This window comes from Bacillus sp. 196mf (assembly GCF_003217275.1).
Lineage (GTDB): Bacteria > Bacillota > Bacilli > Bacillales > Bacillaceae_G > Bacillus_A > Bacillus_A thuringiensis_S.
On sequence record NZ_QJTG01000001.1, the window covers coordinates 674,297 to 698,444 of the forward strand.

A 24,148-nucleotide genomic window follows, 5' to 3' on the forward strand; every position below is an offset into this window, starting at 1 on the left:
TCATAAAATGTAATATATTCAATTTCCATCCATTGAAGGGGGAGGTTAATTCTTAATGAATGAAGTAAAGAGTTTTTTTCGAAGTAGAGGGTTTCAACGGTTTCTCGTTTTAATAATAGTAGCGCTTGTATTATACGCATTAAAAAGTATGATTAATTTAATATTAATTACGTTTATACTGACGTTTTTAATGGATCGATTTCAACGTTTTATTTCAAGAAAATTGAAAGTAAACCGGAAAATTGTTATTGCATGTTTATATATAATATTAGTTTCCTTTATAGGCACAACGTTATATAAATATTTACCTGTGCTGACGATACAAATTTCACAATTAATTTATCAGTTTAAACTATTTTTTCAAAATCCACCTGATAATGAAATCGTTAAATATGCACTTTCGACAATTAATGGGATGGAAGTATCAAAATATATAGAACAAGGTGTGGATGTCATCTATCAATCGATAGCAAATATAGGGAAGGTAAGTTTACAAATATTATTATCTCTAATTTTAAGCTTATTTTTCTTATTAGAAAAAGAGCGTATTATTACATTTACATCTAAGTTTAAAGATAGTAAGTTAAAAATCTTTTATGAGGAAATTGCATATTTTGGTGAAAGATTTGCAAGATCGTTCGGCAAAGTAATTGAGGCTCAGTTTTTAATTGCCGTTGTAAATTGTATTCTTACTGTCATTGCATTAATCGTTTTAGGATTTCCACAGCTACTTGTATTAGCTGTTATGATTTTCTTACTAGGGTTGATTCCTGTTGCAGGTGTGATTATTTCTTTGTTTCCACTTTGTATCATTGCTTACAACGTAGGCGGAGTTATGTACGTAGTATACATACTCGTATTCATAACAGTAATCCATGCTCTTGAAAGTTATTTTTTAAATCCGAAGTTTATGTCTGCAAAAACAAATTTACCAATATTCTACACATTTATGATTCTTATCTTCTCAGAGCATTTCCTCGGAATATGGGGGCTTATTATCGGGATACCAATCTTTATCTTTTTATTAGATGTACTTGATATAAATAATGAGGATGCGACTAAAAAATAAGAAATGATAGAAAATCACTAAAAAGTCATAGGAGATAATGAAAATAAAAAGCAATCCAAAATAAATTGGATTGCTTTTTATCTTAATTAAAGAACCGGAGCCATTGTTTCTTTCAATACTTGAACAGAGTGGTCGAATTTTAATTCTTCATCTTCACTTAATTCAACCTCTAAAATTTCACGAACACCGCCGCGATTTAAAACAGCAGGTACCCCGATATAAACATCTTTTTGACCGTATTGACCTTCTAAGTAAGCTGATACAGTTAATACACTATTTTCGTCGTTTAAAATTGCTTTTGTAACACGTAGAAGTGACATACCGATACCATAATAAGTTGCGCCTTTACGCTCAATAATATGGTAAGCTGCATCACGGACGTTTATGAAAATTTTGTCTAAATCTTCTTGATTATACGTGTTGTCTTTTTCAAGCAGTGTTTGTAGTTTTTGGATACCAACGGAAACATGGCTCCAAACTGGAAGTTCAGTATCGCCGTGTTCTCCGATAATATAAGCGTGAATGTTGTGTGGACCAATATCGAAGTACTCACCTAACATATAGCGGAAACGAGCAGAATCAAGCGTTGTACCAGAACCGATTACACGTTCTTTCGGTAAACCAGATTCTTTCCAAGTTACATAAGTTAAAATATCTACAGGGTTTGTTGCGATTAAGAAGATGCCATCAAATCCGCTATCCATAATACTGCGAACGATTTGTTTAAAGATTTTGGCGTTTTTCTCAACTAAATCTAAACGTGTTTCGCCTGGCTTTTGTGGTAATCCAGCTGTAATAACTACAAGGTCAGCATCTTTACAATCTTCGTAGCTGCCTTTCCATACTCTAGTTGGAGCTGGGGCGAATGGAACAGCATGACTTAAATCCATTGCTTCCCCTTCAGCTTTTGCTTCATTTACATCGACTAAAACAAATTCTTCAGCTACGGCTTGGTTAATCATGCAGTAAGCATAACTACATCCAACTGCTCCTGTTCCTACTAATACAACACGGTTAATACCTTTTTTCATTTCAAAATTCCTCGCAATTTCATTGGTTTTGTTATGTAAGATAATACGTCTTACTTCTATAGAGTCATATCTAGTTTATTACATTTTATAAAAGATATTCAAGTATTTGAAAATGTATCCGTGCAAATCTGCGAACAAAACATAGGAATTCAGTGAACCGAATATAATTCAGTAAAATCCTTTGTAAAAGGGGAAATGGTATGGGGAACCCATTAACAATGGAAGAAATGCTTCATATTATTCATGCAGGGCTTGTTAAAAAGAATAACCCAAAACGGATTACGATTGCAGGTGCAGGGATTTCTGGATTAGTTGCAGGTTCTTTATTAAAAGAGGCTGGGCACGAAGTAACGATTATAGAAGCAAATAACAGAATAGGTGGCAGAGTGTATACGATTCGGGAACCATTTAGTGTGGGTTTATATTTTAATGCGGGACCGATGAGAATCCCTGACACCCATAAGTTAACCTTAGCGTATATTCATAAATTTAAACTACCTTTAAACCTTTTTATAAATAAAACTTTTGCAGATATCATTTATACGAATAACATTCAAACGAGATTGAATGTGTTTGAAAATGATCCAAGTGTACTTGAATATCCGGTTTTGGATAAAGAAAAAGGAAAAACGGCAGAAGAGCTAATGATCGAAGTATTAGAACCAATACTAAATTATATTAAGAAGGATCCTGATAAAAACTGGCTTATCGTTGAAAAAAAGTATAAAACGTATTCGCTTGGTTCATTTTTAATGGAGTATTATTCAGATGGTGCAATAGATATGATTGGGGTACTTCTTGATATGGAAGCTTATATGGGAATGTCCTTAATTGAAGTATTACGTGAAATGATTTTCTTTACTTCAACAACGAAATATTATGAAATAACTGGTGGAATGGATAAGTTATCGAATGCATTCTTACCACAATTAAGGGAACATATTTTAATGCAGTATAAGGTTGATAAAATTATACAAGAAGATAATAAAGTAATGTTACAAGGAAATCATGAACAAACGTTAGAGCAATTTACAATAACAAGTGATTTTGCTATTATTACAATTCCATTTTCAGCGTTAAGATTTGTAGAAGTTCAGCCATACTATTTATTCTCTTATTTTAAAAAAAGAGCAATTCGTGAATTAAATTATATTGCTGCAACTAAAATTGCAATAGAGTTTAAAAGTAGATTTTGGGAGAAAGCGGGACAGTGTGGCGGTAAATCTATTACTGATTTACCGATACGGTTTACATACTATCCGAGTTATGGCATTCATACTCCAGGACCAGCTATCGTTATAGCAAGTTATACGTGGGCAGATGAGGCGTTAACATGGGATAGTCTCCCGCAAAGAGATCGTATTCGTTACGCATTAAAAAATTTAGCGGAAATATACGGTGACATCGTCTATAGTGAGTTTGTCACTGGAACATCTTTTAGCTGGAGTAAAAATCCGTATTCTTGCGGTGCATTTACAGCTTTCGAACCAGGCCAAGAGCTCGAGTTATTTCCGTATATTACACCACCATCTGGAAAAGTACACTTTGCAGGAGAGCATACGACATTAACACATGGGTGGATGCAAGGGGCAATTGAGTCTGGAGTTAGAGTTGCATATGAAGTAAATGAACAGTGAATCTCTTATATTTACAAATGGTCATTCTTTTAATAAAATGATAAATATAAATCGTAATTATTACGCTTTGAATACATTTGAAGTAAAGAAATGGATGGTCGGTTGAATGAATAAAGTGGAGATTCATATATTAGGTGGTTTTTTAGGTAGTGGTAAATCAACATTATTACAAAATTTATTGTTAGCAGAGAAAAAGAAGAATAGAAAAGTTGCAGTATTAATGAATGAAATTGGTGAATACTCGGTAGATACAGATATTATTGGAAAAGAGAATGTTTTAAGAGAACTTCTTAAAGGATGTATTTGTTGTACGTTAAAAGAAGAGCTTGAAATACAATTACATTCGTTATACCAACAAGAAAGACCAGATGTAATTTATATAGAAACGACAGGTGTTGCGCATCCAATTGAAGTGTTAGACGCGTGTGTCTCGCCAATTTTAGCTCCTTTTCTGGAAGTGAAATCAATTGTAGTCGTTTTAGATGCAGTAAGGTGGTTAAACCGAAGTATATTAAGTGCAAATGTACAACAGCTATTGCATGAGCAACTTAAATTTGGTAGTCACATTCTTGTTAATAAAGCAGATTTACTAACAGATGAAGATAAGAACACAGTATTTGAAGAAGTAAAGGCAATAAATGATCATGCGAAAATGTATGAGACAAAGTATTGTAATATATCTTTAAAAGATATAGAAGAAGCAGAATTTCCAAATGATGAGGAACATGAGACACTACATGTCAAAAAGCATTTACATATACAAACGATGACATATCAATTTACGAAACCGATTGATCAAGACAAATTATATGAATGGCTTTCGAATTTACCAGATAGTATTTATCGAGTGAAAGGTTTTGTGAAATTCCGTGGAGATAAATACCCTCACCTATTCCAATATTCGTTCGGAGTACCAACTTTATTAGAACAAGACTTCGGTTTCCCGACAAACTTAGTAGTAATAGGAGAAGGACTAGATAAGAAACAATTGGCTGAAGGGTTAGAGAAAGTAGAACTTAACTCTAATTAAGGGGAAAAGACTAACTTAAAAATAAGTTAGTCTTTTTGTATGGTCATTGCTGAAATGAAACAGTATTTTCAATTGGATTGCAGAATATATATTGATTGTATGTCCGTTTCCATTACATAGGAAGGTGATTATATATTTGTGCCGAATGTAGAGGGTACTACAAGAGTTTTCCATTATCTATCGAATTAGTTAGTCATGATTACGGACAGGGGATTTTGGCGTGTTTGATTCTATCAGAAAGTAAAGTATGGGGAGGATCACAATGTCGATGAAAAAACGTAAGTGGCTAAAGACAATGTTTACTGGTTGTGTTTTAGGTTCGTTATTAATAACGGCAGCTTGTTCAGGAAAGAAAACAAGTACAGAGGATGAAAAAACGATTAAGGTAGGAGTCCTTGCTTCTTTAACAGGACCGCTAGAATCGTATGGAAAACAAACAGTGAACGGATTTGAATTAGGGTTAGATTATGCAACTGGTGGAACTGGGAAAGTAGATGGGAAAAAGATTAAGTTTGTTGTAGAAGATACAGAAACGAAAGCGGATGTAGCAGTTAAAAAAGCTACGAAGTTATTAGAAGAAGAGAAAGTTGATTTTTTAGTTGGATCGTCTAGTTCAAGTGATACGTTAGCGGTTTTACCACTGGCTGAAGAATATGAAAAGATTATGGTTGTAGAACCGGCAGTTGCGGATAGTATTACCGGGAAGAACTGGAATAAATATATTTTTAGAACTGGAAGAAGTTCCTCACAAGATGCGATTGCAGGAGCAGCAGCAATTGCGAAAAAAGATGTAAAGATTGCGACATTTGCCCCAGATAACGCTTTTGGTCGTGAAGGGATTGCTGCATTTAAAGCGGGTGCGAAAAAATTAGGTGCGAACATTGTGAATGAGCAATACGCGGATACAAATTCAACAGATTTTACAGCGAATATTCAAAATATCATTAGTTCAAAACCAGATTATTTATTTATCGTTTGGGCAGGGGCAAATTCACCTTGGAAACAGTTGAAAGATATGAATGTGGAAGCGCAAGGTATTAAAATTTCTACAGGTGCGCCAGATATACCAGCATTAAAAACAATGGATGCATTAGTAGGTATGCAAGGTTTTTCTGTATATTATCACACACTTCCAAAAAATAAAGTGAATGATTGGCTAGTTGAAGAGCATAAAAAACGTTTTAATGGTGCAGTGCCAGATTTGTTTACAGCAGGAGGAATGTCAGCAGCAATTTCTATTGTAGAAGCCTTAAAGAAAACAAAAGGTGATACAGATGTAGATACCTTGATTAAGAAAATGGAAGGAATGGAATTTGATACACCGAAAGGAAAGATGAAGTTTAGAGAGAAGGACCACCAAGCGATGCAGACACTGTATTCTATCACATTGAAAAAGCAAGACGGTATTGATTATCCGGTGCCAGTGTTAGAGCGAGAATTAACGATGAAAGAAACAGAACCACCAGTTCAAAATAAATAGACTGAATTTTCTGTTGTTTTTGTATAAAGAGGGGGGACCCTCTTTATACATATTTCTTTCATACTCACGGCTTTAAAGGGAGGGATTTCGTGACACATTTGCTAGAGACGAAAAATCTTAGCGTATCTTTTGGTGAACATCAAGTTATTAAAGATGTAAATTTAACTGTCCAAAAAGGAAAACTCATTTCTATTATTGGGCCAAATGGTGCGGGTAAGACAACGTTATTTAATTTACTAAGTGGACAGATTTCACCCACAACAGGTCAAGTGTATTTTAAAGGGCAAGATATTACAAAACTATCGATTTCAGATCGAACACGCTTAGGAATCGGTCGCTCTTTTCAGCTTACAAACATATTCCCAGAATTAACGGTACTTGAAAATGTCCGTTTAAGTGTTCAATCATTCGTACAAGATTACTATAGTTTTTTCCCGAGTTCAGCAAAATTAAAGCAACAAGTTGGAGAGGCGAGACGTTTCTTAAAAACAGTATTACTTCATGAAAAAGAGAACGTATTAGCGAAAGATTTGGCACATGGAGAGAAAAGGAAGCTAGAACTTGCGATGTTATTAGCTTTAAAAACGGATGTGTTATTACTTGATGAGCCGACGGCAGGTATTTCGGTTGAGGAAGTCCCTGCTATATTACAAGTGATTGAAAATATTAAGAAACATCCAGAGAGCACAATTGTACTTATCGAACACAAAATGGATATGATACTAGGTTTGTCAGATCATCTTATCGTTTTATTTCATGGAGAGTTATTGGCTGAAGGATTGCCAGAAGAAATTATGAAAGATGAGCGTGTACAAAGTGCTTATTTAGGGGGATTATATAGTGGCACTATTACAAGTGAATAATATAGAAACGTATTTAGATCAGTTTCATATTTTGCAAGGAGTATCTCTTGCTGTTGAGAAAGGGACGATTACTGTACTGTTTGGTAGAAATGGGGCAGGGAAAACAACGACATTACGTTCAGTGATGGGGTTTCACCGCATTGCAGATGGTGAAATTTATTATGATAGTGCAAAAGTGAGTGGATTACCTACACATTTAATTTCAAGGAAAGGAATAGGGTATGTACCAGAAAATCAAGGTATTTTTCATGATTTGACAGTAGAAGAAACTTTCGCTCTTGCTAGGGGAAAAGGTGAGGAAGTAGAAGGGAAAATAGAGTGGATGCTGGAACTATTTCCGGATTTAAAGCAGTTTTGGAATAAGAAAAGTGGGCTCTTGAGCGGAGGGCAAAAGCAAATGTTGGCTATTTCAAGAGCGTTTATTAATAGTGATGGATTATTACTTATTGATGAACCGAGCAAAGGGCTATCCCCGATAATGGTGGAGAAATTAATGGTAGCTATTTTGAAGATGAAAGAGAAAACAACAGTTTTACTTGTTGAGCAAAATTTTATGATGGCTAGTCAAATTGGCGATTATTTTTACATTATGGATAACGGACGAATTGTTCATAACGGTTTTATGAATGAATTAAAAAAGGATAAGGAAATGTGTCATAAATATTTAGGAATCTCTTAACATGAATCCGAGGTGAAAAGGATGGATGTGTTAATCAATTTATTTGTAAATGGGATTTCAACAGGGATGCTCATTTTTTTGTTAGCATCAGGTCTTTCACTTATTTTTGGTTTAATGAGCGTTTTAAACTTTGCACACGGTGGTTTATTTGCATGGGGAGCATTTACAGGTGTTTGGTTATTTAATATGACAGGAAGTTATATATTAGCTTTAGTTGGAGCAGTAGCCATGGGAATGTTCCTAGGATTTATTTTAGAAAGGTTTCTTATTAGGCCGGTATATGGAAATCATGTTCGACAGCTGCTCGTTACGCTTGGAGGAATGCTCGTTCTTAGTGAGTGTATTAAAATATTTTGGGGGCCAAACCCTATTAGTGCAAAATTACCGTTATGGTTACAAGGAAGTTTTACATTCGGAGGTATTATATTAATTAAATATCGTCTATTTGTTATTTTGATTGGGATAATTATTTACATTGCACTACTACTATTACTCCAAAAGACGAAGATAGGTCTTATGATCCGTGCAGGTGTAATGGATAAAGAAATGGTTCAAGCGCTTGGTATTAATGTAAAAGCGATATTTTCTTTCGTCTTTTTATTAGGGGCAGGGATGGCAGCTTTGGGAGGATTCTTATTAGCGCCGTATTCGGGCGTTATTTTCGCCGAGATGGGCATGCAGTATGCAATTTTAGCTTTTATAGTAGTAATTATCGGTGGATTAGGAAGTGTTCAAGGTTCAGCTATTGCTTCTTTAATTGTCGGATTAGCTGGTGCTTTTACAGCGTATTTTATACCAGATTTATCACTTGCAATTAATATGTTAATGTTACTATTTTTCTTAATAGTGAAGCCAACTGGACTTGTTGGTGAAAAGGGGTGAAATGGTGAACAACACATCGGACCGAATTAAAGTATACTTCGGAGTATGTATGCTCATTTGTTTAAGTGTATTTCCGTTCGTAAATGATTCACGGAGCCTGTTAATTTTGTTCACTCAAATCTTCATCTTTGCTATTTTTGCAATGAGTTTTGATGTATTGCTTGGGTATACAGGAATTGTATCGTTCGGTCATTGTATGTTCTTTGGGATAGGAGCATATGGGGTAGCGCTTTTATTTGATCGACAAGGCGTATCAATAACGAACTTTTTAATTGGAATAGTAGCTGCAATTATCGTTTCAGCAATCGTTAGTTATATAATTGGTTTGCTTTCTTTACGATTGAAAAGTCATTTTTATGCAATGTTAACACTTGCTATTTCACAGTTATTTTTTGTACTTGCTGAAAAATGGCGTGGGCTTACTCACGGAGGAGATGGTTTTACATTTGGTGTACCAGACGTATTCCGTGATCGTTTTACGTTTTATTATGTAACACTTATATGTTTACTTATCATTTTTGTTCTGTTACGTCTTTTCACCAAATCTTCTATTGGAAAAGTATTAAAGGCAATTTCCCAAAATGAGCAACGTGTTGAAGCACTAGGATATAAAGTGCTTCATTATAAAATTATTGCTAGCATTGTTGCAGGAGTAGTAGCTGCGATTAGCGGTGGTTTATTTGTTATCACATTGCGTTTTGTTAATACGACTGTATTTTCAATTGAAATGACATTAAATGCATTATTGATGACGATGATTGGTGGGGTTGGAACGTTAATTGGAGCAATTGCAGGAGCTGGAATTATTGAATCTCTAAAATATTATTTATCAGAACTAGCTACAGAGTATCCGATCTTTGAACGATGGACGATTATTCTTGGTTTATTGTACATTATCGTATTGCTAGTTTTCCCGAAAGGATTAGTTGGCACGGTTAAGGGACTGAAGAATATGAAACGGAATAAGAAGGAGAAAAGTGCAGAAGTGGAGCAAAATGTGTGAAAAATCAATTGTATAGAATATGAAAATCCCTCTTTTAGATTCATAAAGGAGGGATTTTTTATTAACCAAATAGTTCATCAGGGATTTGTTTGAAAGAGTTTTGATTTGTAAAGAAATGAACAGCTAATTTCTCAACTGGAAAATCTTCAATTGGTACCAATTTATCATTTTTAATCGGCAAAAAGGCTATCCCTTTTCCGTCCTGAATAAACTCTTCCATAAGCGAATAAGAATCTAATTGTTGAAGTTGACGCTGAGATAAATTATTTTCTTTTAGAAATTGTATCGTCTTATTTCTAAAAGGGCACTTTTTGTCATTACTAACGAAGAAGAGTTCCTTTGAATAGTCAATGATACATTTTTCTTGATCTTTTAGTAAGCCTATAGAAATTGAAGTAGTAAATACTTTTTTAAAACTTGTACCAGAATCATCCTCATAAGTGATGACCATATCAACTTTTTGTTGCTGCAGTAATTTTGGCAAATGACTACTATTTTCTACATATATTTGATAATTTATGAAATTTTCTTTAATACGCTTACTTAAATAATTAGTCAAAATCGATTGTGACGTCGCGATTATATAAGAAGACCCACTTGTTTTAATTTTATCTTTCGCTTCTTCTAATAGAGTTAATATTTGATTCGTGTAATCTAATAAAATGTCACCAGAAGGTAATAAGGAAACGCCTTTGTTATCTCTATGTAGTAAGGGTGTTTCTAATTCTTGTTCTAATTTTTTGATTCTTTCAGTTACGTTCGGTTGAACATAACCTAACTCTTTAGCAGCTTTACTAATAGAACCCTCACTGGCTACAGTTTTGAATATAATAAGATCATTTATTTCCATATATCTCAGCCCCTTATGCACTATCATTATAAATGATACCAAACATAATTTATACCTATTTTACGTTAGCTACTTATCGAGTTATCATAATGTATATAAGATTGAAAGCGAGTGATAAACATGATTGGAATGCAATATAAGGTCATTCTTCCAAAGGATTATGACATGGAAATTATTAAGAAAAGGGTAAAGGATAATGGCTATAAAACTGATGGTTTCCAAGAACTAAATTTTAAAGCTTATTTAATTACGGAAACGGAGAAAGACGGGAATTTTTATAACTGCTATGCACCTTTATATATTTGGAATGGTCATGAAGGGATGAATAAATTTATCTTTGAAGGGTATTACGATAACATTTTACAATCTTTTGGATGGCAACAAATACATATAGGTGTTCCATTAGTGGTTAATCTAAGTGATGGATTTAAGAAAAGTAGATATGTTGTTGAATATGCAGGAAGTATTTCTCAAAGTAAAACACTGATTGGGACTCAATTAAGCACTATGAATGAAGATGTACAAAACAACGAAAAGTTTTTAGGGAATGTAATCGTTTATAATCCGGATAAATGGGGATATAGTAGGTTTGAGTTTTATGAAGAGAAGCCTGATATTGTAGTGAATAAGGGTGTTACAGTATATGAGATTTTACACATTTCACGATGAAATTTTGTTGTATATTAAAAATAAGAAAAGGAATGAAAGTCTATGCCTTTTGTGAAGATTTATTATTCTGAAAACATATTAAATGAAGAAGAGTTGGAAAAAATGGGTGAATGTATCCATCTTTCATTAATTGAACATTTTAACATCCCTGAAAATGATTATTTTCAAATGTTCTTACCTTACCAACAAAACAAATTTTTATATAATCCATATTATTTGTTGGAAAGAGGAGAACAGAGAACAGAGAATATGATTTATGTTTCTATTACATGTGGACCGGGAAGAACGGTGCAACAGAAAAAAGATTTGTATCAATCGGTTTCCCTAAAAATTACGGAACATTCCGACGTTAAAACTTCGGATATTTTTATTACACTAAATGAGACAGCTGCTGAAAACTGGTCATTTGGTCAAGGGATAGCACAAATGGTGAAAATAAAGGGAGAAAAAAATGAAAAATGAACTTATTGAAGTACATATTAAAAAGAAAATGAGAGAAATGTCACCTGCATTTGCTCATTATAGTGAAAAGATATTATTTGAGGAAGTGTGGCGGGATGCCACTTTAACATTAAGAGAAAGAAGTTTGTGTACTGTGTCAGCACTAATCAGTCTCGGTAATACAGAACAATTACAATTTCATCTGAAGCTAGCTAAACAAAATGGGGTTATGGAGAATGAATTGGTTGCATTAATAACACATATGGCTTTTTACGTTGGTTGGCCAAAAGCTATGGCAGCTTTAAATATAGTAATGAATGAAATGAAAAGTTAAGAATAATGATAAGTAAGAATTCATGTTTATATGAATTCTTACTTATCATTATTTATGCAATACTCTATCGCTATATTTATTACATTTTATCTTGCTTTTTTATCACTTGCGTAGTAAAGTGATAGTAAGATGAACGCTAGGAAGTGATGAAACATGCGTGATAATACGATAGGATCATTAATATGGTTACGTTTAATACGATTTACGAACCAAAGTAATCAAATGTCAAATGAGTTTTTAAAACGTTTTGATTTAACGACAGCTCAATTTGATGTGCTTTTGCAAATACGTACGTATCAACCACTCACACAAATGGAGTTAGCTGAAAAGGTAACTGTTACACAAGGTGGCATTTCTCGAATGTTAACTCGTCTTGAAAAAGAAGGATATATTGTACGAAAACAAGATTGGAAAACGAAAACAATTAGTCTTACAGAGCAAGGAGAAGCTGCTTTAGAGAGAGCATTGCCAGAGCAACTTGCATTTCAATCTTCGTTTTTTGATGATGTATTAAATGAAGAAGAGCAGAAAATATTATACGAGCTGATGACGAAAGTTCATAAGCATAGCGAAAAAAAAGAATTACCGCAAGAGTAATTTTTTTTACCTTATCAATTGACTAATCAAGTGATGAGGTAGGTAATACGGAGATATACTTGACTTACCAACGTTTTTAGAAGAAAAACTAATACTACATTATTAAAGGGGAGAGTAACTATGGAAAAATACCGTATAGATACAAGAAAAGGAATTGAGTTTGGGTTATATTCAATTGGCGATCATGTTTTAAATCCACATAATGGGGAGAAAATTACGCCAGAAAAAAGAATTCACGAACTAATTGAAACAGCTAAGTTAGCAGATGAGGCAGGGCTTGATGTGTTTGCTGTAGGCGAAAGTCATCAAACGCATTTTACAACGCAAGCTCATACAGTTATTTTAGGTGCAGTCGCGCAAGCTACGAAAAATATAAAAATTGCAAGTTCCGCAACGATATTAAGTACATCTGACCCAGTTCGTGTATATGAGGATTTCGCTACCATTGACTTGATTTCTAATGGTCGTGCTGAAATCGTAGCTGGTCGTGGATCTCGTATTGGAGGATATAGTTTACTTGGTTATGATGTGAATGATTATGAAGAGTTATTTGAAGAGAAGATGGATCTTTTATTAAAAATTAATAAAGAGGAACATGTAACATGGAATGGGCAGTTCAGAGCACCACTTGAGCATGCTTCAGTTATCCCTAGAGCTAAAAATAATAACCTACCAATTTGGCGTGCGGTTGGTGGACCGCCAGCTAGTGCAATTAAAGCAGGACGTGCAGGTGTGCCAATGATGATAACAACACTTGGTGGTCCAGCAATTAACTTTAAAGTGTCAGTAGATGCTTACCGCGAGGCTGCTCAGCAAAGTGGATTTGATCCAGCTAGTTTACCAGTTGCGACAACGAGTTTATTTTATACGGCAAAAAATTCACAAGATGCACTTAGTGAATATTACCCTCACATTAATGCTGGTATGCTTACACTGCGCGGTGGTGGGTATCCGAAACAGCAATTTACAAATGCAATAGATTACCGTGATGCTTTAATGGTTGGTAGCCCACAACAAATCATTGAGAAAATGCTTTACCAATATGAATTATTTGGCCAACAACGCTTTATGGCACAAATTGATTTTGGCGGTGTACCATTTGATAAAATTGAGAAAAATATTGAATTAATTGCTACTGAAATTTTACCAGCCGTTAGAAAACATACAGCAAAATAAATAAAAAACTGAGAGTCTAATCGACTTTCAGTTTTTTTATTTATTCTGGAAAAATGACAAAAAAATGAACTTTTAGTCGAGGAAGAGGGAAGTTATTTTCTATTTTTGAATAACATTATTTCGAGTTTGAATTTTGAAAATACATTTTTCTCTTGACAAAAAACAAGCATTTATCGAGGGTAGTTTCGAGGACATTTTTTCGGGTGAAAGTCAAGTGTATGAAGAGAAAAACGATTGTTTTATAGATATAAAAGTAAGAAGTATATTGAAAAAACACATTTTTCTAATGAGAAAAATCTGATTCAAAAAAATGACAAAAGACATATTTCAGACAAAATGATGTCAATAATACGTCAAAAATAACCTGAATTTACTATGCAGGTATATTATACAATTCGATTAACGAATAAAACACTACAGAAATAGTGAAAAGGTAAAAAATAGCATTACAATAGTTTGAAAAACTGAAACTTCATATTTTTCGACAATACATACAAAATGTTTTTGTCTTTTCGTATTTCTTAATAATTGAGTTTGATAAGATTGCTCAATTAACTTTTATTATAAAAACTATGAAGGAAGTGATTTTAGTATGGAAACGCTCGAATTGGCACGAATACAGTTCGCATCAACAACGATTTTCCATTACTTTTTTGTTCCGCTGTCCATTGGTTTAGCTTTTATTATTGCGATCATGCAAACGTTGTATGTGGTAAAAGGGCAAGAAGTATATAAGAAGATGGCAAAGTTTTGGACGCAATTATTCCTTATTAACTTTGCAGTAGGTGTAGTAACAGGTATTTTACAAGAATTCCAGTTTGGTATGAACTGGTCAACGTATTCACGTTTTGTAGGTGATGTATTTGGTCCATCACTTGCGATTGAAGGATTACTGGCATTTTTCATTGAGTCTACATTCCTGGGTTTATGGGTATTCGGTGAGGATAAATTACCGAAGCGAATTCACTTAATGTGTATTTGGCTCCTTTCAATTGGAACGATGTTATCAGCATTCTGGATTTTAACTGCAAGTGCATTTATGCAGTCACCTGTCGGGTATGAAATGGCAGCTGATGGTCGTGCGCAAATGAATGATTTCTTAGCCATTATTCAAAATCCACAACTATGGGTACAATTCCCGCATACAATTACAGCGGCAATTGCAACAGGTGCATTCTTTATTGCTGGTGTAAGTGCATGGAAAATTACAAAAGGACAAGAAACTGTAGTATTTAAAAAATCTTTCCGAATTTCTATCATTGTTGGAACAATTACAACGGCGCTTGTATTATTCTTCGGTCATGCACAAGCGCAACAATTAATTAAGACACATCCAATGAAGATGGCGGCAGCCGAAGCGCTATGGAATACAAGTGAGGATCCAGCACCATTTACAGTATTTTCGAAAATTGATACAGAGAAGAAAGAAAATTCGTTTGAAATTCAAATCCCTTATATGCTAAGTCTATTATCGTATGATAAGTTTAGCGGTCAAGTTGAAGGGATGAATCAAATTCAAAAACAATATGAGGAAAAATATGGACCTGGAGATTATATTCCTCCAGTGCATACAATGTTTTGGAGTTTTAGAGCGATGGTAATGAGTGGAACATTCATGCTTCTTCTAGGAGCTTACGGATGGTTCTTATCAAGAAAAGATCGTTTAGCGGAAAAAACGTGGTATTTAAAATTAATGGTGTATGCAATTTCTCTTCCATTCATCGGTAATACAGTAGGGTGGATTATGACTGAAATGGGTCGTCAACCTTGGGTTGTATTTGGTGTAATGAAAACAGAAGATGCTGTATCACCAAATGTAACATTCGGTGAAGTATTATTCTCACTTATTTCATTCACATCAATGTATTTAATTATGGGTGGAATTTGTGTGTACTTATTTGTTCGTACCATTAAGGGCCACAAGAATAAGAAAACGAAAAAGGATTATCAAAGCCATGATCCATTTGATAAGGAGGAAGAGTATGTTATCTCTTAATGAGTTATGGTTTTTAGTTATTGCAATCTTATTTGTTGGATTCTTTGTACTGGAAGGTTTCGACTTTGGGGTAGGAATGGTTTCGAGGTTTTTAGGAAAGAATGATTTTGAAAAACGAGTTTACTTAAATACAATAGGACCGTTCTGGCACGCGAATGAAGTATGGCTTGTTTGTGCTGGCGGAGCGATGTTTGCAGCATTTCCGCACTGGTATGCAACTTTATTTAGTGGTTTTTATATTCCATTTGTATTTATGCTTCTTGCTTTAATTTTAAGAGGTGTTTCTTTTAAATTTCGCGCGAAAATAGATAATCATAAATGGAAGAGTGCATGGGATTGGGGGATGTTTATTGGAAGTATGTTACCTCCTATCCTTTGGGGAGTTGCGATTGCAAACTTTATGGTAGGTGTACCTATTGATGAGAGTAAAAATGTTGTAGGTGGATTCTTGCAATTACTTCATCCATTTGCGTTACTTGGAGGAGTAATGTTTCTCCTGCTATGTATTGTTCACGGATTACAGTTTCTTACGATACGTACAACTGGTAAATTGAGAGAACGTGCACGAATTGCTGCAATAAAAATTGCACCATTTTCATTAATTACACTTCTTGTTTTTGCTGGTGTGGGGTTATGGAAAACCGACATTTTCACTGCTCATGGAACAGAATGGATTATGGTGCCAATCGGAGCTTTTGTAGCACTATTAGTGTCCACTTTATTAAATAAAAGAAGAAGAGATGGTTGGGCTTTCTTTATGACGAGTTTAACAATCATTTTACTAAGTGCGAGTGTATTTATCGGTATGTTCCCACGTGTTATGATTAGCTCTTTAGGAGCAATGAATGATTTGACAATTTACAACGCAGCATCAGGAGCTTATGCATTAAAACTTATGACTTACTTTGCGATTGCTATTTTGCCTTTCGTTATCGGAAGTCAAATATGGAGTTATTATGTATTTAGACAACCTGTTAAGTCAGACAACGATTTGGAGTACTAATGAAAAGAAAAAGAGGACTTCCGTCTTATCCCGGTAGCCGTATTTTATATGTAGCGTTAACGATTATTAGTATTTTAGAAGCTTTTAGTATTATTGCGCAAACAATCTTTTTAGCACGAGCTATTACGTTTTTATTTCATGGAGAGACAGTACAAACAATATTAAGTGAAATTGTTTATTTTGGTATCGCGTTTGCAGCGCGTCACATAGTAGTTCGAACATCACAAATATTAGTGGAACGTTTTGCTGAAAAAACAGGGTCGTTACTAAGAAAACAACTAATAGAGGCATATTTCACATTAGGTCCAAGGTATGTTCAAACTGTTGGAACTGGTCATCTGGTTACCTTATCAATTGAAGGGATTGAGAAATTTAAAACATATATTGAATTAACGATTCCTAAAATGATTAGAAGTAGCATCGTTCCAGGTCTAATTGCACTATACGTTTTTACGCTAGATATTGAGTCTGGAATCATTTTAGTTGTAACGATTCCTATCGTGATCATATTTATGATTCTTCTCGGATTAGCAGCGCAAAAAATGGCAGATAGTCAGTACGAGATATATCGTGTACTTTCGAACCATTTTGTAGATACGTTAAAAGGTTTAGAAACATTAAAGTATTTAGGGAAAAGTGAACAGCACGAAGGAAAGATTGAAAAAGTAAGTAAAAGGTATAGAAAAGCAACGATGCGTACTTTGCGAGTTGCTTTTCTTTCTTCTTTTGCATTAGATTTCTTTACGAGTTTATCAATCGCGTTTGTGGCAGTTGGATTAGGGATACGTTTAATAGATGGAACGATTATACTATTACCAGCCCTTACAATTTTGATTTTAGCTCCGGAATATTTTCTGCCGATTAAACAAGTGGGAGCAAATTATCATGCGACATTAGATGGACAAATTGCGATGGAGCAAATAGAAGAGATTTTGCAACAACAAAAAGGAATACAAAAGAAAGATTTAAACGAAGACATAGTATGGAATGCCTCTAGTAGCTTGAAATTACAAGATATCAAAGTTAATAATACTGAATCTGAAAAGGCTATATTAGAAAGGATTAATTTTACTTGGGAAGGTAACGGTGCTATTGGTGTTATTGGTAAAAGTGGTGCAGGCAAATCGACGTTAATCGACGTATTAGCAGGTTTTTTATCTCCTTCGAGTGGAAAGATGTTAGTAAATGGTCTAGAAGTTGATGGATCTACTCGTGAAGATTGGCAAAAAAATATCGCTTATATTCCGCAGCAACCTTATATTTTTCCGCTTTCATTAAAGGATAACATTCGTTTTTATGAAACAAATGCAACAGATGAAGAAGTTGAAAGAGTTATTAATGAAGTCGGCCTTCGTTCACTCGTTACATCACTTCCAAATGGGATGCACGAAAGAATTGGGGAAGGTGGACGTATGCTAAGTGGCGGACAAGAACAGCGTGTTGCTATGGCGCGTGCGCTTTTAAGTAAAAAACCAATCATTTTATTAGATGAGCCTACGGCACATCTTGATATTGAAACCGAATTTGAAATAAAGCAAGCGATGTTACGTCTATTTAATGGAAAGTTAGTATTTTTAGCAACCCACCGTCTACATTGGATGAAACAAATGGACCATATTCTTATTTTAAATAAAGGGGAAATGAAAGAAAGTGGGACGTATGAAGAACTTTTAGAGAATGAGACATTACATTTTCATAGGGAAGAGAGGGGAGAGAAATGAGTAACTGGGTTAAACCTTATATAAAACAAAATAAAGGTAGAATGACTTTAACTATTTTCCTTGGTCTTCTTGGAGTTAGTTCAGGAGCGATGTTACTTTTTATTTCAGGTTATTTGATCTCAAAATCTGCCCTTAGACCAGAAAATGTAATGGCTGTATATGTTCCTATTGTTGCAACAAGAGCGTTTAGTATAGGGCAAGCTGTATTTCATTATATAGAGCGCTTAGTTGGACATGATGTCGTACTACGTATATTAGAAAAAATGAGAACGAGGCTATATAGAATAGTAGAACCACAGGCGTTATTTTTCCGTTCTCGATTTCAAACGGGTGATATGTTAGGAGTGTTATCCGAAGATATAGAGCATTTGCAAAACCTATATTTACGTACAATATTTCCTAGCATATTAGCGCTAGTTGTTTATAGTATCTTCGTACTTGTTATCGGTGCATTTGATTTTGTTTTTGCACTTATTGTAGGTTGTATGTTAGCTATTATCGTTTTTCTTCTTCCGTTTGTATCATTACTTTTGATGAAGAAACATCATGTTACTTTAAAGCAAGGAAGAAACCGTTTGTATCAACAACTGACAGATGCTGTTTTTGGATTATCTGATTGGCAAGCAAGTGGTCGTAAAGATGAATTTATTAATGAGTATGTAAAACAAAATGATCAGTTGTTAAAAATCGAAAAGAGAGTGAAACGCTGGTATCATATTCGGGACAGTATCATTCAATTAGTAGTAGGTATTGTAGTTATTTCGATGATCATATGGACTGGTAATGAAGCGGCAAGTGAACAAATTGCTCCTACAGTTATCGCAGCTTTCGTATTAATGACTTTATCTGTAACGAACGCGCTTATTCCTATTGCAGATGCCATCGATCGAATACCGTCGTATGTAGAATCTACCCATCGTCTTAATGGCGTAGAAAGTGATAGTGTTTTACATGATGAAACGGATTTGCATGGAGAGAAAGATTATATTGAACCAAAACATGTAGATATTGAACTGAATCACGTATCGTATAGTTATCCAGATAGTAATGAGATTGTATTAAAAGATGTATCATTACAAATAAAAGCAGGGAAGAAAATTGCTGTTTTAGGGAGAAGTGGCACAGGGAAATCTACTTTACTAAAATTGTTAACAGGGGCGTTAAGCCCAGTAAATGGCCAAGTTGTACTAAATGGTGAACGAGCTCATACGAATCTTTTATCTAAATATATTTCTGTATTAAATCAAAAGCCCCATTTGTTTGATACGACAATTGGAAATAATGTACGAATTGGCAAACCAGAGGCGACGGATGAAGAGATATGGAAAGCTTTAGAGAAAGCACAATTAGCTTCACATGTTACTTCTCTTCCAGACGGATTACAAACAAAAATGCATGAAATGGGAAAGCGGTTTTCTGGTGGGGAAAGACAAAGGGTTGCTTTTGCTAGAACTCTTATGCAAGAAACACCAATTATTGTACTTGATGAACCGACTATCGGTTTAGATCCAAAAACAGAATTGTCTTTAATTGAAACAATGTTTTCTGCAACGGAAGAAAAGACGGTTATTTGGATTACGCACCATCTTGTAGGAATAGAACATGTAGACGAAGTTATATTCCTTGATCGTGGCCAAATTGTCATGCAAGGTAGTCATAAACAACTTCTGAAAGAAAATGAAAAGTATCGTAAACTTTATGAGTTAGATAAAGGAATATAATTTGAATAAGCAATAATTGTAAAAATAGCTACGCCTAATGGTGGAGCTATTTTTTTTGTTAGATTGCAGGTGTATATGATTGTTACGAATTAAAAATGAATTTCATATTATACATATAATGGAGGGGATGTACATGAAGGAGCAATATAAAATCATTGTTTTAAGTGATGAATTATCAGGGGATAGGATTCGAAATACGTTAGACAAAAATAAATGTAAAACAATAGTTCATGTTGTGGACGTTTCAGATGTTGTTCGTCTAGAAAGTTCTTTTCAATATATAGTCATTTGGAGAGGGGACGCAGAAAAACTTACAAATGATTTGATAAATAGGGGCGTGCAAAGTTCAAAAATTATTAATTTAACAAAATACATGTATGAATGGAAGGATAAATTAATTTCTATCTATCAAATAAATCCGGATCTTATGTCTTTATACATTTCTATGAAAAAAGCAAAGAGTGATCCGACGTATGAATTGTTTGCTACCGGTTTGTCTTATCCACATTGTGGCATAAGTACGGAGCTTCTCTCAAAAAAGTCAATAAAATTAACACTTCCATCGCAAGATCTATACTATGATTATTTAATAGCGTCACAACTTTTATCAAACAATCATTCATTTCAATATTGTTTAATAGGAATAGCCTATTTCTCGTTTTACTTTGATATGTCGTTATCCTCCGAATCATATAGAATTCACAAAGTATATTATCCATTGTTTCAAGATGGTCATCATACTGTAGTTCACTCTCCTCTACCCACTGATGGATTCTCACATCTAAATACTCCGAAACCACTTCTTTCTATTTTTAATTTGCATTTTGAATATATTTTATTAGATGAACTAAAAGATGAATCATTGATACTGCCTTGGATAAATGCTGAGTGGAATACCACTCCTCTTCACATTCCTTTTGAAGAACACGGGAAAATAAGAGCAGCTTCACATGCTAAATTGTCGTACCCTCATACTTTAGTTGAAAATAAAATGATTTTTAAAAAATATTTAGATTTACTGTTAAAAAATGATATAAAGCCACTAATTGTTGTGTTCCCTGTTACTTCACATTATTTCAATTGTAGTAGTAAAAAATTAAAAGAAGATTTTTATAAAGTTATAAATGATTTTCAAACTCAATATTCTTTTCAAATTATAGATCTATTTGATTCGCCATTATTTTGTGACGATGATTTTTATGATAGTGATCATATGAATAAAAAAGGTGCAAATAAAATGTCCGCATTATTAAATATGTTTATTCAGGAACGAAAAGTATGATAATTTGTTTCATGTTTGCATAAAAGTATATAGGCTCCATACAGTTAAAGTAATGTGATTTTTGTGTCGCGTATATAAATAATATGCGAAGAGGTGAGAGAGTTAAAATGAGAACTCGTATTGAAAGAACTGAAGAGGTGGTAGAGCAACTTCCGTTGGTAAGTGTATTAATTCCTACGTATAATCGTCCTCGTTACTTTGAAAAGGCGCTATGTAGTGTGTTAGAACAAACGTACCCTAATATAGAAATTATAGTTGGAGATGACAGCACGAATGATGAAACAGAAAAAGTGTTACAAAAATACTTATGTGATCATTCAAATATTATTTATATAAAAAATAGATCAACTCTCGGACAATTTGAAAATGCGCTAATGTTATTTAATGAAGCGAACGGTGAATATATAAATTTTTTAATGGATGATGATGTATTTCATGTGAATAAAATTGAAAAAATGATGAAGTATTTTTTCGATGATTTAGATAATGAAATTAAGCTTGTAACATCTCATCGTCAAGTCATTGATGATAAAGGGAAAGAGCTACGACATATTTATTCGACTGTCCGTTTATTTGAAGAGGATACCATTATAGCGGGAACAGAATTAGGAAATAAGGTAATTGTGGATCAAAAAAATTATATTGGAGAACCGACAACAGTTTTATTTCGTAAAAATGATTTACAAGAACCGTTTGGGATTTTTGATAAGAGGCGGTATTTATGTAACGTAGATATAGCTTCATGGTTATCTTTATTAAGTAAAGGAAAAGCTGTATATATAGCAGAGACACTTAGTTACTTTCGATTACATCCAGATCAACAGTTAAATGAATCTAATAAAATGATGGATGGGTTAGAAGATTTTTCACACAGTATTATAGCAGGAGAACAATATGGTTTCTTATCCACTGAAAAAGAGTTAGACAAAGCGATAACTAATTTTCTAGATTATGCAAGAAGGATAGTTCCATCATCAATATTATATACATTAGACTATTACCAAAAAATTAGAGCGAAGAAAATAAACATAGAAAAGAAAAAACAACATATAAATAATAATTCTTCTTTACCGAAAGTAAGTATACTTATTCCTGCATACAATAGACCTTATTACTTGGAATTAGCACTCAACAGCGCTTTGAATCAAACATATGAAAATATTGAAATTATTATTTCTGACGACAGTACAAATAATGAAGTCAATGCTATGATTCAACCGTACTTACGTGAATATGAGTGTATTACATATGTAAAAAATGAAACGCCGTTAGTTGCCGAAAACTTTAATAAGTGTGTAGAACTTGCGAATGGGGACTATATAAACTTTTTATTAGATGATGATTTATTTCATCATGAAAAGATCGAGAGAATGATGAAATACTTTTTGGCGTTAGAAAATATTTCATTTGTGACGTCATATCGTGAACTGATTGATGAGAATGGAGAGATATTACCACCTTCAACATTAAATATGAAAATCGCGAAAGAAACTACACTTTTTGAAGGAAAAGAATTAGGGAATTATATGTTAAAAAACTTGAAAAATGTAGTTGGTGAGCCGACAACTGTTTTGTTTAATCGGAATTTGTTTGACGGGAAGTTTGGATATTTTAAAGGAAAGGCTTATTCTGCTATTAATGATATTGCAACTTGGCTAGATATGATGAGGAAAGGAAAAGTAGTTTATATACATGAACCTCTTAGTTATTTTAGACAGCATAGTGGACAAAATCAAAAACAAATGCATTTTATTTTAATGACAATTGAAGAGTGGATTGAATTAATTATAGATGCATATAATAGTGGGTTTTTAAGCTCCGAAAGTGAGTATAAAGAGAGTTTATCTTATTGTTTAGAAAATGCGGGATTTATAGTTAAGGATGCAGTAAGAAATGGCGAACTAGATCAAATTTATAATGAAAAGATAAAAAAAGGCTTAAACAAGTTAGTTGCTCATATGTTCGAGAAAGAATGTTGTTATTGTCAATATTGCAATCAACAATTTGAAAAATTTTCACCTTGGCCAGCACATTATGATTTTCCGAAATATAAATTTGAAATGTGGAATAAAGATACAGGGATATGTCCAGTTTGTAATTCGATGGATCGTGAAAGATTGTACCGTGCGTACATTGAAACGGAAACGGACTTGTTAAATAGAAACTATACAATGCTTCATATTGCACCTGAAGCAAAGTTAAGAGATTGGTTTAACGAGTATAAAAATATTACGTATGTATGTGGTGACTTAGAACCAAAGGATCCATTAATGAAGGAAATTGATGTTACAAGAATTACATATGATAGTAATACTTTTGATGTAATATTATGTAGCCATGTATTAGAACACGTTCCTGATGATGACAAAGCAATGCGAGAGTTATATAGAGTGTTAAAGCCAAATGGATGGGGAATTATTCAAGTACCAATCGTAATGAATGTAGATTTTATTGTAGAGAATGAATTAATTGTAACACCACAATTGAGGAAATTAGCTTTTGGTCAAGAAGATCATGTGAGAATTTACAATCAATCGGGATTTATTCAACGATTAATGAATGCAGGATTTAAGGTAGAATTATATAACATAGCGGAAAAACAAGGAATGAAAAGTGCTAGGAAATTTGGATTATCTGAAACAGATATGCTCTATATTGTCCGAAAATGATAGGAAGGAATAGAT

21 protein-coding genes are annotated in these 24,148 nt (G+C 33.7%); 19 read left to right on the forward strand and 2 right to left on the reverse strand.

Annotated features, from left to right (window positions below; translation table 11 throughout):
• Nucleotides 1-55 precede the first annotated feature (55 nt).
• Entirely contained in the window at nt 56-1,069 is a 1,014-nt protein-coding gene (locus tag ATL10_RS03730) for an AI-2E family transporter (RefSeq protein ID WP_001006597.1), read from the forward strand.
• 86 nt (nt 1,070-1,155) lie between these two features.
• Here the strand turns inward: ATL10_RS03730 and ATL10_RS03735 are convergent, their stop codons facing one another.
• Nucleotides 1,156-2,100 (reverse strand): L-lactate dehydrogenase, encoded by a 945-nt coding sequence (locus ATL10_RS03735; protein WP_000715321.1) that lies wholly within the window; start codon nt 2,098-2,100, stop codon nt 1,156-1,158.
• A 200-nt stretch (nt 2,101-2,300) separates the two neighbouring features.
• Here ATL10_RS03735 and ATL10_RS03740 point away from each other — a divergent pair, with 200 nt between their 5' ends.
• The 7 genes from ATL10_RS03740 to ATL10_RS03775 all read left to right on the forward strand — a co-directional run bounded on the left by ATL10_RS03740 (nt 2,301) and on the right by ATL10_RS03775 (nt 9,674).
• A complete protein-coding gene (locus ATL10_RS03740) occupies nt 2,301-3,737 on the forward strand; it encodes a flavin monoamine oxidase family protein (RefSeq protein WP_000528024.1) in 1,437 nt (478 codons plus the stop codon).
• A gap of 106 nt (nt 3,738-3,843) precedes the next feature.
• Entirely contained in the window at nt 3,844-4,767 is a 924-nt protein-coding gene (locus ATL10_RS03750) for a CobW family GTP-binding protein (protein WP_110496442.1), read from the forward strand.
• Between the two features lie 262 nt (nt 4,768-5,029).
• Nucleotides 5,030-6,247, forward strand: coding sequence for a substrate-binding domain-containing protein (locus ATL10_RS03755; protein WP_000061995.1), 1,218 nt, complete (start codon nt 5,030-5,032; stop codon nt 6,245-6,247).
• A gap of 89 nt (nt 6,248-6,336) precedes the next feature.
• Nucleotides 6,337-7,110, forward strand: a complete 774-nt coding sequence (locus tag ATL10_RS03760; RefSeq protein ID WP_098841848.1) for an ABC transporter ATP-binding protein — start codon at nt 6,337-6,339, stop codon at nt 7,108-7,110.
• On the forward strand, nt 7,088-7,789 hold the full coding sequence (locus ATL10_RS03765; protein ID WP_001196696.1) for an ABC transporter ATP-binding protein: 702 nt from the start codon (nt 7,088-7,090) through the stop codon (nt 7,787-7,789). The genes ATL10_RS03760 and ATL10_RS03765 overlap by 23 nt, the downstream gene beginning before the upstream one ends.
• A gap of 21 nt (nt 7,790-7,810) precedes the next feature.
• Nucleotides 7,811-8,671, forward strand: coding sequence for a branched-chain amino acid ABC transporter permease (locus ATL10_RS03770; RefSeq protein ID WP_090976216.1), 861 nt, complete (start codon nt 7,811-7,813; stop codon nt 8,669-8,671).
• Between the two features lie 49 nt (nt 8,672-8,720).
• Entirely contained in the window at nt 8,721-9,674 is a 954-nt protein-coding gene (locus ATL10_RS03775) for a branched-chain amino acid ABC transporter permease (RefSeq protein ID WP_002040965.1), read from the forward strand.
• Between the two features lie 61 nt (nt 9,675-9,735).
• On the opposite strand, the gene ATL10_RS03780 is transcribed toward ATL10_RS03775, so the two are convergent.
• Nucleotides 9,736-10,524 (reverse strand): LysR family transcriptional regulator, encoded by a 789-nt coding sequence (locus tag ATL10_RS03780; RefSeq protein ID WP_110496444.1) that lies wholly within the window; start codon nt 10,522-10,524, stop codon nt 9,736-9,738.
• 120 nt (nt 10,525-10,644) lie between these two features.
• Here ATL10_RS03780 and ATL10_RS03785 point away from each other — a divergent pair, with 120 nt between their 5' ends.
• From ATL10_RS03785 to ATL10_RS03835, 11 genes are all read left to right on the forward strand, one after another.
• Complete coding sequence (locus tag ATL10_RS03785) at nt 10,645-11,193, forward strand: DUF4865 family protein (RefSeq protein ID WP_110496446.1); 549 nt, start codon at nt 10,645-10,647, stop codon at nt 11,191-11,193.
• A gap of 42 nt (nt 11,194-11,235) precedes the next feature.
• Nucleotides 11,236-11,655: a tautomerase family protein gene (locus ATL10_RS03790; protein WP_110496447.1), complete on the forward strand. Its 420-nt coding sequence runs from the start codon at nt 11,236-11,238 to the stop codon at nt 11,653-11,655.
• Nucleotides 11,645-11,968 (forward strand): carboxymuconolactone decarboxylase family protein, encoded by a 324-nt coding sequence (locus ATL10_RS03795; protein WP_000787201.1) that lies wholly within the window; start codon nt 11,645-11,647, stop codon nt 11,966-11,968. The genes ATL10_RS03790 and ATL10_RS03795 overlap by 11 nt, the downstream gene beginning before the upstream one ends.
• A gap of 153 nt (nt 11,969-12,121) precedes the next feature.
• Complete coding sequence (locus ATL10_RS03800) at nt 12,122-12,565, forward strand: MarR family winged helix-turn-helix transcriptional regulator (RefSeq protein ID WP_001205523.1); 444 nt, start codon at nt 12,122-12,124, stop codon at nt 12,563-12,565.
• A gap of 120 nt (nt 12,566-12,685) precedes the next feature.
• Nucleotides 12,686-13,741: an LLM class flavin-dependent oxidoreductase gene (locus tag ATL10_RS03805; RefSeq protein WP_079519245.1), complete on the forward strand. Its 1,056-nt coding sequence runs from the start codon at nt 12,686-12,688 to the stop codon at nt 13,739-13,741.
• A gap of 592 nt (nt 13,742-14,333) precedes the next feature.
• A complete protein-coding gene (gene cydA, locus ATL10_RS03810; protein ID WP_000448869.1) occupies nt 14,334-15,737 on the forward strand; it encodes a cytochrome ubiquinol oxidase subunit I in 1,404 nt (467 codons plus the stop codon).
• Nucleotides 15,724-16,740: a cytochrome d ubiquinol oxidase subunit II gene (gene cydB / locus ATL10_RS03815; RefSeq protein WP_000950083.1), complete on the forward strand. Its 1,017-nt coding sequence runs from the start codon at nt 15,724-15,726 to the stop codon at nt 16,738-16,740. The genes cydA and cydB overlap by 14 nt, the downstream gene beginning before the upstream one ends.
• A complete protein-coding gene (gene cydD, locus ATL10_RS03820; RefSeq protein WP_110496449.1) occupies nt 16,740-18,461 on the forward strand; it encodes a thiol reductant ABC exporter subunit CydD in 1,722 nt (573 codons plus the stop codon). Before cydB ends, cydD begins: the two co-directional genes overlap by 1 nt.
• On the forward strand, nt 18,458-20,182 hold the full coding sequence (gene cydC, locus ATL10_RS03825) for a thiol reductant ABC exporter subunit CydC (protein ID WP_065228660.1): 1,725 nt from the start codon (nt 18,458-18,460) through the stop codon (nt 20,180-20,182). The genes cydD and cydC overlap by 4 nt, the downstream gene beginning before the upstream one ends.
• Nucleotides 20,183-20,315: 133 nt before the next feature.
• Nucleotides 20,316-21,464 carry a hypothetical protein gene (locus ATL10_RS03830; protein ID WP_141534255.1) on the forward strand — a complete coding sequence of 383 codons (1,149 nt, stop codon included), beginning with the start codon at nt 20,316-20,318 and terminating at the stop codon, nt 21,462-21,464.
• Between the two features lie 107 nt (nt 21,465-21,571).
• Entirely contained in the window at nt 21,572-24,133 is a 2,562-nt protein-coding gene (locus tag ATL10_RS03835; RefSeq protein WP_090976226.1) for a glycosyltransferase, read from the forward strand.
• Nucleotides 24,134-24,148: the final 15 nt, after the last annotated feature.